Raw genomic sequence first — 12695 nt, 5'->3', positions numbered from 1 at the left:
GTCAGACCCCCCACCGCAGCGCAGCGGTGTGCACGGGCGCGTCCCACAGCTCCACCAGCTCGTCGTCGAGCTTGAGCAGCGTGAGGCTCATGCCCTGCATCTCCAGACTGGTGATGTACGGGCCGACGAGGCTGCGTTCCACCGTGATCCCCCTGTCTGCCAACGACTGCTCCGCGATGCCGTGCGCCAGGTACAGCTCGATCAACGGCGTGCCGCCCATGCCGTTCGTGAACAGCAGGACCCGGTCGCCGGAGCCGAACGGCAGGTCGGCCACGATCGGGTCGAGCAGCGCGGCCACCATCTCGGTGGCCGAGCCGACCGGCACCCGCCGGCGGCCTGGCTCGCCGTGGATGCCGATGCCGATCTCCATCTCGTCGTCGGCCAGCTCGAAGCTCGGCGTGCCGACGTGCGGCACCGTGCACGAGGTCAGCGCGAGCCCCATCGACCGCACCGACCCGATCACCCGCCGCGCCAGCGCCTCGCACGCGGCCAGGTCGTCGCCGCGCTCGGCCGCCGCCCCGACGATCTTCTCCAGCAGCACGGTCCCGCCGACACCGCGCCGTCCCGCCGTGTAGAGCGAGTCCTGCACCGCCACGTCGTCGTCGACCACCACCGACCGCACCTCGGACTCGGCCAGCTCGGCGGCCATCTCGAAGTTCATGACGTCGCCGGTGTAGTTCTTCACCAGCAGCAACGCCCCGGCACCGCCGTCGGTCGCCGCGACCGCCGCGGCGACCTGGTCGGGCGTCGGGGACGTGAAGACGGCACCCGGACAGGCCGCGTCGAGCATCCCGCGCCCGACGAACCCGCCGTGCAGCGGCTCGTGGCCCGACCCGCCACCGGAGATGATCGCGACCTTGCCCCGCACGGGCGCGTCCGCCCGCGTGATGACGGCCGGGTCGTACTGGACCGACAGCAGCCCGGGATGGGCGGCCCGCATCCCCCGCAGTGCGTCCCGCACCACGGTCTCCGGATCATCGATGATCTTCTTCATCCCACACCCTCCCGATCGGCGGTGACCGTGTTCCTTCTTACTCCGAGGGTCTGACACTCGGAACGGGATATCGTCCCGATGTACGTTAGGTTGCCCTAATTCCCGCAGGTCAGCGTCACTGCTCGTAGTGGAGGAACAACGTCGTGTCGAAGAGAGCAGCGCTGCTCGTCGCAGTGGCCCTCGCGGTCACCGGCTGCAGCTCCAGCACGCCCGACCAGCCGTCCGTGGCCCAGGGGGGCACCGACTTCGGCAAGGCGACCCAGCTGAGCGACGGCTTCGGCACCACGGCGAAGCCCGGCGAGTTCCCCAGGACGGTCAAGCACGCCATGGGCGAGACGAAGATCGAGAAGAAGCCGGAGCGGGTCGTCGTCCTCGACACCGGCGAGCTCGACAACGTCGCCGCGCTCGGCATCAAGCCGGTCGGCATCGCCTACACCGACGGTTCGCCCACCATGCCGTCCTACATCGGTGAGAAGGGCGGCACGCCGGAGAACGTCGGCACGATCAACAACCTCAACCTCGAAGCGATCACGAAGCTGAACCCGGACCTGATCCTGGGCTCGAAGCTGCGCGCGGAGGCGCTGTACCCGAAGCTCTCCGCCATCGCCCCCACCGTCTTCGCGGTGCGCCCCGGCTACGTGTGGAAGGAGAACTTCCTCCTCAACGCGGCCGCGCTCGACCGCCAGGCGGACGCCGCGAAGATGCTGGAGGACTACACGAACAAGGCCACCGAGACCGGCACCGCGATCGAGCAGAAGCTGGGCGTGCGCCCGACGGTGACGGCGCTGCGCTTCATGCCGGGCAAGATCCGCCTGTACGCCAAGAAGTCGTTCATCGGCACGATCCTGATCGACGCCAAGCTCCCGCAGCCGTCGCCGTCGCAGGTGGACGACCTCGCCGCCGAGGTGAGCGCGGAGCAGATCAGCAAGGCCGACGCGGACCTGCTCCTCTACTCCACCTACGGCGACGCGGCCAAGACCGCGCAGGGCGACGTGCTCGGCGGCCCGCTGTGGAGCGGCCTGAACGCGGTCAAGGGCGGCAAGGCCAAGCCGGTCGCCGACGAGACCTACTTCCTCGGCCTCGGCGTGCTGGCCGCGAACGTGGTCCTCGACGACCTCAAGAAGCAGGCCGGCGCCTAAGAGCTTCCCCTCGCGCGGGTGCTCTACCGGCCGAAGAGCATCCGCGCGAGGCGCAGCATCTGCTTGCCCGCCAGCGAGGATCGGTCGAACGTCGTCATGGTGAGCACGGCCTTGAACCGCTGCTTCGTCACGGCCTTGGCGTAGGTGAACTCGCGCAGCCCGTCCTCGCCGTGGATGCGCCCGAACCCGGAGTCGCCGACACCGCCGAACGGCAGCCCCGGCACCGCCGCGTAGGTCAGCACCGCGTTGACCGACACCATGCCGACCCGCAGCTCCCGCGCCAGCTCCTCGCCGCGCGCCTTGGAGAACACCGCCGCGCCCAGCCCGTACCGCGACTGGTTCGCGAGCCGCACGCCCTCCAGCGCGTTCGGCACCCGGTTGATCACGACCGTCGGCCCGAACGTCTCCTCGGTGACCGCCAGCGAGTCCTCCGGCACGTCGGCGAGCACCACCGGCTCGACGTACGGCGGCCGGATCGACTCCGGCCCGCCCACCAGGGCTTTGCCACCGCGGTCGAGCGCGTCCCGCACGTGCTCGCGGATGATCTCCACCTGCGACGGCATCGTGATCGGGCCGAGGTTCGCGTTCGGCTCGCCGCCGGGCTTGAGCTTGCGCGCCCGCTTCACGGCGATCTCGACGAACTCGTCGGCGACCTCCTCGGCCACGTAGACCCGCTCGACGCCCGCGCAGGTCTGGCCGGCGTTGGACACCGCGCCCCAGATCGCCGCCTCGGCCGCCGCGTGCAGGTCGGCGTCGACGTCGACGATCAGCGCGTCCTTGCCGCCGCACTCGACCAGCACCGGCGTCAGCGTCGTGGCGCACGCGGCCATGACCTTCTTGCCCGTGCGCGTGGACCCGGTGAAGGCGATCTTGTCGACCCCGGCGGCGCACAGCGCCGCACCGGTCTCACCGAAGCCCGTGACCACCTGGAACACCGGGAACTCCGGTACCGCCTCGGTGAACGTCGAGGCGAGGAACGTGCCCACGCCCGGCGTGAACTCCGACGGCTTGAACACCACGGCGTTGCCCGCGGCGAGCGCGTACGAGATGGAGCCCATCGGCGTGTGCGCCGGGTAGTTCCACGGCCCGATCACGCCGATCACGCCCAGCGGCCGGTACTCCAGCGACGCGGTGTGGTTGAACATCAGCAGGCCCGACGAGACCCTGCGCCTGCCCAGCACCCGGCCCGCGTGCCGGGCCGCCCAGTGCAGGTGGTCCATGACCAGCGTGATCTCCAGGCGCGAGTCGTCGGCGGGCTTGCCGGTCTCCGCGCTGATCAGCGAGATGAACTCGTCCGAGCGCTGCGAGAGGATCTTGCGCCAGGCATCGAGCTTGGTCTTGCGGCCCTCGAAGCCCAGACCGGCCCACCACGCGGCAGCCTCGCGGGCGGAGGACACGGCGTCCTCGACCTCGGCCGCGGTGTGGATCGGGTGGTGCGCCACGACCTCGCCGGTGCGCGGGTCCAGTGAGGCGAACCGCCGCTGCTCACCATCGGCCGACAGTGCGCTGTCCGAAGCGGTCTGCGTCATGGGGCCCTCCGATACTCGCCAGTAACCTGACCCTAACGCGATCCAGGAGAACTTTCAGCCCCCGCCGGGCGGTGTCAGGTCCCGCAACGGTAGTGGTGCGCGTCACGCCCTGGGCAGCTTGGGGAGCACCGCCTTGGCGATGGCGGCGGCGACCTGGCAGCGGTCGAACTCCTTGTCCTTGACCCCCGCCGCGCTGAACAGCGCGATCTCGCCGTTGCCGCTGCCGGAGTCCCTGGTGCGCACGACGGTCAGGTCGCAGGTCGGGAACGGGCCGTCCTTGAAGACCGCGTAGCCCTTCACGCCACCGAGGTCGACCTCGGTCTGCTTGTCGTTGAACTTGAAGTCCGCGGGCACGCGCGTCGTCTTGAACTCCAGCTGCACCTGCGCGCTCTGACCGCTCCACGTGCACGAATGCAGCCCGAACGGCTGCGACCGCGGCGAGGCGCCCAGCGGGGTCGCCAGGTCGGCCTTCTCCACGACCGAGCAGGCGTCGACCTCGACCGGCGAGCCCTTCGGCGGGGTGTAGCGCTGCGGGTTGCCCTTGAGCTTGCGGATCGCGCCCTCGGCGATCTTGCGGCCGGGCTCGCACGGCTCCGCGCCGTCGTTGCCCGTGCCGATCTGCACGCGCACGGCCTGCGGCGGGTTCTCCTGCGTGATGACGGAGATGAAGCACGCCGAGCTGTTCAGCTTCTGCTCCACGCTCTTCAGGCCCGCGACCTGCTTGGTCGCCTTCTTCACCTCGGTGGAGAGCAGGGTGTAGCCGATGTCGAGGGTGACGTTGAGCGTCTTGCCCGACTTGTCCTTCATGTAGTTCGAGCAGCGGGTGTACGAGCTGCTGGAGTAGCGCGACGGCGTGCCGACCGTCTCCAGGACGTCCTTGCCGATCACCGCGCACGGGTCGACCAGCCGCAGCCGCTCGGCCGCGAACGCCGGATCGGCCGGCTTGTCCGGCGGGACCGACGACCGGGTCGACGGGTCGGGCGCGTTCGTCTCCGCCGCGGCCTGGACGGTGCGGCGCGGCGACTGGGACTTCGCGAGCCCGGGACCGGTGGCGCACCCGGCCAGCAGCAGCGCGGTGGCGGCGAGCAGCGCCGTGGCACGAGAACGAAGCACGACGTGCACGTTAGCGACCTTTCCCCGGGTTCGTGGCGAGTACCCCGCGTTGCCGCCCGGCCGAGACCGTGGCCGAGGTCACCGTCCGCTTCGGGAACGATTCAGAAGCTCTGTGCGATGTACTTGGTGAAGACCCCGACCAAGAGGAGAGACGTGCTCAACCGAATTCGCCGCGCAGTCACCTGGATCGACGCGTGGACGATCGAGGCCTTCAACCCCGTGTACCCCGGTCGTCCCCGCTCATAGCTCCTTGAGCGGCTGCTTGTCCGTGTCCGCGAACTGAGGCCGCAGCATCGCCCACACGGCGAACAACGCCGAGATCACCACCATGGCGATGCCGGCCCACAGGTTGATGTTGACCCCTTCGGCCTTCTGCAGGTCCGCGTCCGTGGTGAACGCGAGGCCCATGACGACCAGTACGACGCCGTACAGGCCGAAGAGGAACGCGATGATGAGTCGCAGGTCGAACAACCTCATGACGGCCTCCCTCAGCCGAAGACGATGTAGAGAACGGCCGTCAGCGCCAGCACCCCACCGCCGAGCAGGGCGGGCGAGCGGTACCAGCCCGCGTCCTCGCCGGTGGTGGCGTGCGCGCGGTCCTCCTTGGGCGTGAGGCTGTAGACCAGCCCGACCAGCTCGCTGTCCGGCTTCGGTCGCGTGACCGTCGTGACCGCGACGCTCACGACGATGTCGACGACGAACGCGAGACCCGCACCGAGGAAGCTCGAGCCTTGGCCCGGCAGCTCCAGCAGCTCGATGCCGAACGACGGCTCCGAGACCACGTAGATGAAGATCGCCGTGAACGTGCCGGCGAGCAGACCGACCCAGCCGGCGGTCGGCGTCATCCGCTTCCAGAACATGCCGAGGATGAACGTCGCGAACAGCGGCGCGTTGAAGAACGAGAACAGCGCCTGGATGTAGTCCATGATGTTGGACCCGCCGAGCGCGGCCGCGATGAACGCCGTGCCGATCGCGAGCACGCACGCCCCGACCGTGGCGAGCCGCCCGATCCGCAGGTAGTACTCGTCCGGCCGGTCCTTCTTGACGTAGTCCTGCCACAGGTCGTAGGTGAAGACCGTGTTGAACGAGCTGACGTTCGCCGCGACACCGGCCATGAAGCTGGCCAGCAGACCCGTGATCGCGACACCGAGGATGCCGTTGGGCAGCAGGTCGCGCATCAGCAGCGGCAGCACGTTGTTGTAGACCACGCCACTGCTCGTGTCGCCGGCCTTGAGCTGCGCCATCTCCGGCACGACCACCGCGGCGATGATGCCGGGGATGATGATGATCGCGGGGATGAGCGCCTTCGGGTACGCACCGATGATCGGCGTGCGCTTGGCCGCCGACATCGACTTCGCGCTCATCGCGCGCTGCACCTCGGCGAAGTTCGTCGTCCAGTAGCCGAACGACAACACGAACCCAAGACCGAACACGAGCCCGATGACACTCCACACGGGACTGTTGATGCCGGTCAGCTCCGTGGCGGGCCACGCGGACAGCTGCTCCTGGTCGGTCACCTTGTCGACCAGCCCCTGCCAGCCGCCGACCTTGATGAGGCCGAGGATCGTGATCGGCGCGAGCGCGGCCACGATCACGAAGAACTGCAGCACCTCGTTGTAGATGGCGGCGCTGAGCCCGCCCAGCGTCGTGTACGCCAGCACCACGAGCGCCGCGACGCAGATCGAGACCGGCAACGGCCACCCGAGCAGCGCCTCGACGATCACCGCGAGGGCGAACAGGTTGATGCCCGCGATCAGGACCTGCGCGACGGCGAAGCTGATGGCGTTGACGAGGTGCGCGGGCTTGCCGAACCGGCGGCGCATGAACTCGGGAACGCTGCGCACCTTCGAGCCGTAGTAGAACGGCATCATCACCAGACCGAGGAACACCATCGCGGGGATGGCGCCGATCCAGTAGTAGTGCACGGTCGCCATGCCGTACTGCGCACCGTTGGCGGTCATGCCCATCAGCTCAAGGGCACCGAGGTTCGCGCTGATGAACGCGAGCCCGGTGACCCACGCCGGCAGCGACCGCCCGGACAGCAGGAAGTCGAGGCTGGAGGAGACGGACCGGCGGGCCATCAGGCCGATGCCGAGCACGACGACGAAGTAGATGACGAGCAACGCGTAGTCGATCGGTCCCGCGTCGAGCCGCAGGTCCGCCTCGGCCATCACCGACACCGTCCACCTCCCAAACTTCGACAAAGTCGAACATCAACGACCAGGAGAGGACAGCACTCCAGGTGCGCGACGTCTTACCCCGCGTACGTGGACACCAAACCACGTGGTGATCCACAACGCTCGCCGAAGCCGATCGGACCGGAGGAACCGGACAAAAACGAACCCCGCACCCTGACGAGGCGGGGTTCGCGCCGTCCGGGGCCGGTCAGAACAGGCGGAACTCGTCCGGTTCGATCCCGCGCAGCGCGTCGTAGTCCAGCACCACGCACCGGATGCCGCGGTCCTCGGCCAGCACCCGCGCCTGCGGCTTGATCTGCTGCGCGGCGAACACGCCCCGCACGGGCGCGAGCAGCGGGTCGCGGTTGAGCAGCTCCAGGTACCGGGTCAGCTGCTCGACGCCGTCGATGTCACCGCGGCGCTTGATCTCCACGGCCACGGACGCGCCGGCGCCGTCGCGGCACATCAGGTCCACCGGGCCGATGGCGGTCGGGAACTCGCGGCGCACCAGCGAGTAGCCCTCGCCGAGGGTGGTGACGTGCTCGGCGAGCAGCTTCTGCAGGTCGGCCTCGACGCCGTCCTTCTGCAGGCCGGGCTCCGGGCCGAGCTCGTGCTTGGAGTCGTGCAGCACCTCTTCGAGGGTGATGATCAGCTTCTCCCCCGCCTTGTTCTGCACGGTCCAGATGTCCGGGTCCTCGATGAGCCAGCACGGCGGGCTCATCCAGTTCAACGGCTTGTAGGCGCGGTCGTCGGAGTGGATCGACACCGAGCCGTCGGCCTTGATGAGCAGCAGTCGCTGGGCCATCGGCAGATGAGCGGTGAGTCGTCCGACGTAGTCGGCCTTGCAGCGAGCGATGACGAGACGCACCGCGACAGGCTACGGGGTGCGGCTGGACACAACCACGGCGAGGTAGCTATAGACCAAGCTACACGTCAAAACCTCATACAACCGGACAAGGTAAATTCCACTTATCGAGAGGATAGCTTCGTTTTCATCAGCGTACTGGCACGAGCACGCGTGCTGCGGTCAATAAACTCCTGGAGAGGCTCGTTTCCATCCAAAAAAGCAGAGTATTTCGGCCAAGCGGACAGGACTGAAGAAATCGCGTCAACTACATGTTCCGCCAGGTCGACCCCACCGCCAACCGCCAGCTTCTCCTGAAGCCTGGAGAAGGTACCCAAACTAATTCGATGAAAATTGCGCGTGTCACCGAACTTCAAAGCGAGACGTTCAGGCATGTCACTGACGGGATAAAATCCAGTAGCCACCAGGTCATAGGCTGGCGCAAGCTCCGGAACTTGAGGATTTCGATAAATGAGTGACCAGTTCTTTAGATGGGCATCACCATTAGAGATCAAGATCGAAAAAGTCAAGCGTCGAACAAATTGGATCAGCGACTTGACGTCATGGCGTCGATAAATCAGGTTCGCGACAGTTTCAAAGGATCCGAAGTACTTCCGTTCAGGGTAGAAATTCCTTACCTGAGCAAGATCCTCAATATGAATTCGACGATGTCCGCCTTCTTCTCGATCGAATCTACGTATAGCATAAGCATAACTTTCACTCTCAGGCCAGAGGTCACCCGGAACCCGTTTATCCACCGAATCGCGATGAACTAGCTCTATTTCCGGCACGTCAATTCCAGCGGAGCTGGCCAACGACATCATCACGAATTCATTTCGAGGGACATCTCGAAAGACTCGATCGGGAAGCTTGACTATCCAGTCCCCACCCTTGCCATGCGCAGGAAGCACCAGCTGGCCTTGCCTTTTGAGCATCGAGAACTTCATTGCCACACCAGCAAGAGAGAATTGCAGCCGATCACCTTTTCGTCCGTTGAACGGGCCGCACGGGTAGGACTCTTCATCTCTCAAAGATGCCACTATGGGAACCTCATCTTCCGCCAGTACTCGAACTGCGCCGGGAAGATCATGACCAACTTGAGACAGAAGTTCCATTTCTCGTTTACGGTTGACATTTCGCTCACGAGCAATCCATGCTCGCAATTGACCTTCCGGAAGCAAGTTTGAAAACCATGGTGCAAGTCGGACCGCAGCAGCATGCGAAGCGGTTGGGCGGTCCTCGAAGACGAGACCGAGTACAGGACGTTCTGGATCACCTCTATATTCTTCGTCCAATGTAAATTGAGTGCGATCCCCTTGCTGCCGAATGGTGCCCACACGCCGGTCGTCCAGCCAAACGCCGAATCTTTTTTCAGAAGAGGACATCGAGTTCCTCGTCTTCATCAGAGTCGTCTTCGTCGTCACCGTCGAGCACAAGCTCTGAAAGAGAGGGTGTATTTTCAAAATTCCATTCACATTGACGCTGAAGAAAATGAGAAAGTTGATCTTGAAGTGCCTCTTGCCGGGATTGAAGGAACTTGACGACTTGGCCATTTGCCAGGTGACGAATCATAGATTCATCGATACAATGCGAGGAAATCGTCTGCCGCCACAGCTCGGGTGACATTTCCCTACGCCGACGCGTAAGCCACGCGTCAACTGTTCCAATCTCATTTTCCGACGACGGAAGCAAAACACGATCAGAAGCCCAAAGCCGATACTCTCTCGGGACAGAATATCGCGAGACGACATAGTGAACCGCATCGAGCGCGGTGGGCCGGTCAAGCAGACATTGAGACAATTCTTCACGCTCGACTAGTTCGCCTGTCATAACGGAACGCGGCCCCATGCTCCACCAGGAACACAAGATTATTTTGGTGGCTGCCTCATTACTGCGGAAGCGCCGAAGGTCTGGCAGCGGAGCGCCAGGGCGATCAACTAGATTCAAAAGTTCTTGAATCGATCCAACTAGGTCACTTGGGCGGACCGCGAAATTTAGCGCCCGAATGGCGCCAGTGGTGCTGCCACGGAAAATCTCTGGCCCAACCAGCGCAGCGCGCCAGAACCAGCGATTAAGAAGTTGATAACTACGCAAGTCAGGGTCGGGATAATGAGCAAATAGTCTGGTGAGCGTAATGAGCAGATGTCGGTAAGGTAGGACGCTTATATGCGGAACTCCTGCATGATTTTGCAAGAACAGTACCGCGCGACGCATGGCTTCCTCGCCCTGAGCATAGGCAGTATCACGATCTTCATCGGGAAACTCGATAATAGCTCGTCCTGGCTGATGCCCTCTACGCGATAGGCCGACTTTCTCCTCATCACCGAACTCATTACGGATCTCGCGCTTCACATCTGGCCCGCGTCTTGCCAGTACGCATTGCAGCACTGTGTCGTTATCGATAAGCCCAAAACCAAGGTTATCATCGATGTTCTGGGCAATACGATCGAGCGTAGATGTGGTATCTTTGGCCGCTTCATCCCCTGGGAAGAGGCCGGAAAATATCTCAGCGCGGCTAAGCCTTTTACCGTAGTTGTTCATGCGGTCAAAGATGTCCTGGAGGACGCGTGGATCCTCTTGAACGACCTCGTAGGCTGGAATTTTGAACTGCCTCAGCGTTCGCGTGATCTCATTGGCATGATCAACGAAGTCTGCAGCTTCCGGATGCTTGGTAAACCAGCGCAAGACTCGGGTTAGATCAAAGATGACCGGAAGTGGTATTACAGTCGACTCCTCCACCTGAGGCAAAGGAAGGAATTGTCGACTCTTCAAATCATACGCCAGAGCAAACCGCGAATCTTCAAGACCGTCTGGATGAAGAGCATTAGCTAGACTGATGATGCGTTGCTGCCCATCGACAACCCACAACGCCTCTCGAGCCTCGGGGGCTGATATTCGCAATGCGCCAAGCTGTATGTTCTCCGCGTTTGCCGACCTTCGCCACAACAACAAAGAGCCAACAGGGTAGCCGCGCACGATGCTATCGAACAGGCGGATAACATCACCGCGTTGCCAGCGAAGCGAGCGCTGAAAATGCGGAACCCTGATCCGACCTGCCCAAGCCAGCTGTGTGAGCTCCTCCAAGTCGAGGGTTGTCGCCTTAGGACGAGTGTCAAGCCCAGCGCTCATACCCGGCTCCCTACCATCAAATCGAGCACTTCAAGCGCAGCCGTACCAGCGCCGAATTAGGTGTCAAACTATACCCAACCTGCCGGTCAAGCGACTGGATACCTTGCAGCCTCGCTTAGCTTGGATCGCGAGACCTCACAGCACCGCCAACGCTCACTATGGACACCACCGAGACATCACTGCAGGTGATGAGCCCTCTAGGTGCACCAAGCCGCTCGTTGATACGGTCCGTGCCGTGGAAAGCCTCGGCACCCGTCAGGTGTACGCAAACCCGTGGATGACCGTTCGCGAGGACGCGATCCGGCGTGCGGACGGCACGCAGGGCATCTACGGCGTGGTCGACAAGCCGGACTTCGCGCTGGTCATCCCCCTCGACGGGGAACGCGTGCGGCTCGTCGAGCAGTACCGCTACCCGATCGGGCTGCGGCGGTGGGAGTTCCCGCAGGGCACCGCCCCCGACCGGGCCGACACCGACCCGCTCGCGCTCGCCGCGCGGGAGCTGCGGGAGGAGACCGGGCTGCGGGCCGGGAAGCTCGTCGCGCTCGGGCTGCTGGACGTGGCGCCGGGCATGTCGTCGCAACGCGGCCGGGTGTTCCTGGCAACGGACCTGGTCGAGGGGTTCCACGAGCGCGAGCCCGAGGAGCAGGACATGCGCTCGGCGTGGTTCGCCCGCGCGGACTTCGAGAAGATGATCACCAGGGGCGAGATCACCGACGCGCAGTCGATCGCCGCCTACACGCTCCTGCTGCTGCACGAGCACGCTCAGCCCTGAAAGGCCGCGCGGTAGGCGTTCGGTGAGGTGCCGGCGACCCGTTTGAAGCGGTCGCGGAACGCCGTGGCCGACCCGAAGCCCACCCGGCTCGCGATCAGCTCCACCGGGTGCCTCGTCGTCTCCAGCAGGTGCTGCGCCCGGCGGATCCGGGCCCGGTGCAGCCACTGCAGCGGTGTCGTGCCGGTCTGCTCGCGGAACCGCCGGTTCAACGTGCGCGTGCTCATCCCGGCGTGGTCCGCGATGCCGGCCAGGGTCAGGTCGGGCTCGGCGTTGGTCTCCAGCCACCGCAGCAGCGGTTCGAGCTCGGCACCCCGCGGCGCCGCCGGTGGCGTCACGATGAACTGCGCCTGCCCGCCCTCGCGTTCCAGCGGCATCACGGACAGCCGTGCCGCGTCGGCCGCCGCCGCGGACCCGTGGTCGCGCCGGATCAGGTGCAGGCACAGGTCGAGCCCGGCCGCGGCGCCCGCGGAGGTCAGGAACTGCCCGTTGTCGACGTAGAGCACGTCCGGGTCGACGTCCACGGCGGGGAACCGCGCCGCCAGCTCGTCGGCGGCCAGCCAGTGCGTGGTGGCGCGCAACCCGTCCAGCAGGCCGGTCGCCGCGAACACGAACGCACCGGAGCAGATCGACGCGATCCGGGTGCCGCGAGCGGCCGCCGCTCGCACCGCCCGCACCACCCCGTGCGGCACCACCAGGTCCGCCGCGTGCCCTGGGAGGATGATCGTGTCCACTTCGGACAGCAGCTCCAGGCCGTGCGGCACCTTCAGCTCGAACAGCTCGGAGCGAACCGTCCTCTTCGGACCGCAGAGCCGCACCCGGTAGTGCCCGGTTCGGCTGAACGCCTCGACCGGCACCGCGAAGTCGAACGGGATGACGCTGTCCATCACCAGTACGGCCACCTCGTGCATGCCCCCACCGTAGCTGGCGAGAATCCGTTGGAACATGGCATTCCAGCCACTCCCCCGCCACTCGTCCCGCTCCTACGGTTTCGATCAACG

11 protein-coding genes are annotated in these 12695 nt (G+C 65.1%); 2 read left to right on the top strand and 9 right to left on the bottom strand.

Translation table 11 applies throughout. From position 1 onward, the window contains the following. Position 1: 1 nt before the first annotated feature. The gene (gene dhaK / locus ACVDFE_RS12290) at positions 2-994 is read right to left on the bottom strand and encodes a dihydroxyacetone kinase subunit DhaK (RefSeq protein ID WP_458430503.1); all 993 of its coding nucleotides are present in this window, start codon (positions 992-994) and stop codon (positions 2-4) included. Positions 995-1137: 143 nt separating this feature from the next. On the opposite strand from dhaK, the gene ACVDFE_RS12285 reads away from it, so the two are divergent. Beyond that, positions 1138-2133, top strand: a complete 996-nt coding sequence (locus ACVDFE_RS12285) for an ABC transporter substrate-binding protein (protein WP_458430502.1) — start codon at positions 1138-1140, stop codon at positions 2131-2133. 23 nt (positions 2134-2156) lie between these two features. Here the strand turns inward: ACVDFE_RS12285 and ACVDFE_RS12280 are convergent, their stop codons facing one another. The 7 genes from ACVDFE_RS12280 to ACVDFE_RS12250 all read right to left on the bottom strand — a co-directional run bounded on the left by ACVDFE_RS12280 (position 2157) and on the right by ACVDFE_RS12250 (position 10925). Next, complete coding sequence (locus ACVDFE_RS12280; protein ID WP_458430501.1) at positions 2157-3662, bottom strand: aldehyde dehydrogenase family protein; 1506 nt, start codon at positions 3660-3662, stop codon at positions 2157-2159. Positions 3663-3764: 102 nt separating this feature from the next. Next, the gene (locus ACVDFE_RS12275; RefSeq protein ID WP_458430500.1) at positions 3765-4775 is read right to left on the bottom strand and encodes a DUF3558 family protein; all 1011 of its coding nucleotides are present in this window, start codon (positions 4773-4775) and stop codon (positions 3765-3767) included. 240 nt (positions 4776-5015) lie between these two features. Beyond that, a complete protein-coding gene (locus tag ACVDFE_RS12270; protein ID WP_360395575.1) occupies positions 5016-5252 on the bottom strand; it encodes a hypothetical protein in 237 nt (78 codons plus the stop codon). An 11-nt stretch (positions 5253-5263) separates the two neighbouring features. Continuing rightward, a complete protein-coding gene (locus ACVDFE_RS12265; protein WP_360395573.1) occupies positions 5264-6955 on the bottom strand; it encodes a sodium:solute symporter family protein in 1692 nt (563 codons plus the stop codon). 205 nt (positions 6956-7160) lie between these two features. Next, positions 7161-7820, bottom strand: coding sequence for an endonuclease NucS (gene nucS, locus ACVDFE_RS12260; protein ID WP_458430499.1), 660 nt, complete (start codon positions 7818-7820; stop codon positions 7161-7163). A 101-nt stretch (positions 7821-7921) separates the two neighbouring features. Further along, positions 7922-9181, bottom strand: a complete 1260-nt coding sequence (locus tag ACVDFE_RS12255; protein WP_458430498.1) for a type II toxin-antitoxin system HipA family toxin — start codon at positions 9179-9181, stop codon at positions 7922-7924. Next, positions 9168-10925: a DUF262 domain-containing protein gene (locus ACVDFE_RS12250; protein ID WP_458430497.1), complete on the bottom strand. Its 1758-nt coding sequence runs from the start codon at positions 10923-10925 to the stop codon at positions 9168-9170. Before ACVDFE_RS12250 ends, ACVDFE_RS12255 begins: the two co-directional genes overlap by 14 nt. A gap of 277 nt (positions 10926-11202) precedes the next feature. Here ACVDFE_RS12250 and ACVDFE_RS12245 point away from each other — a divergent pair, with 277 nt between their 5' ends. After that, entirely contained in the window at positions 11203-11697 is a 495-nt protein-coding gene (locus ACVDFE_RS12245) for an NUDIX hydrolase (protein WP_360395569.1), read from the top strand. Here ACVDFE_RS12245 and ACVDFE_RS12240 read toward each other — a convergent pair. Next, positions 11688-12605 (bottom strand): GlxA family transcriptional regulator, encoded by a 918-nt coding sequence (locus tag ACVDFE_RS12240; RefSeq protein ID WP_458430496.1) that lies wholly within the window; start codon positions 12603-12605, stop codon positions 11688-11690. The two genes, ACVDFE_RS12245 and ACVDFE_RS12240, sit on opposite strands and share 10 nt — an antisense overlap. Between the last annotated feature and the right edge of the window lie 90 nt (positions 12606-12695).

The organism is Lentzea chajnantorensis, from assembly GCF_054300775.1.
The sequence above is the reverse complement of the archived record's forward strand: the minus strand, read 5'-3'. Positions and strand labels throughout refer to the sequence as shown.

Coding starts and splice junctions, on each gene's coding strand:
- dhaK (WP_458430503.1), bottom strand. CDS start 994: ATGAAGAAGATCATCGATGATCCGGAGACCGTGGTGCGGGACGCACTG.
- ACVDFE_RS12280 (WP_458430501.1), bottom strand. CDS start 3,662: ATGACGCAGACCGCTTCGGACAGCGCACTGTCGGCCGATGGTGAGCAG.
- ACVDFE_RS12270 (WP_360395575.1), bottom strand. CDS start 5,252: ATGAGGTTGTTCGACCTGCGACTCATCATCGCGTTCCTCTTCGGCCTG.
- ACVDFE_RS12255 (WP_458430498.1), bottom strand. CDS start 9,181: ATGTCCTCTTCTGAAAAAAGATTCGGCGTTTGGCTGGACGACCGGCGT.
- ACVDFE_RS12250 (WP_458430497.1), bottom strand. CDS start 10,925: ATGAGCGCTGGGCTTGACACTCGTCCTAAGGCGACAACCCTCGACTTG.
- ACVDFE_RS12245 (WP_360395569.1), top strand. CDS start 11,203: ATGACCGTTCGCGAGGACGCGATCCGGCGTGCGGACGGCACGCAGGGC.
- ACVDFE_RS12240 (WP_458430496.1), bottom strand. CDS start 12,605: ATGCACGAGGTGGCCGTACTGGTGATGGACAGCGTCATCCCGTTCGAC.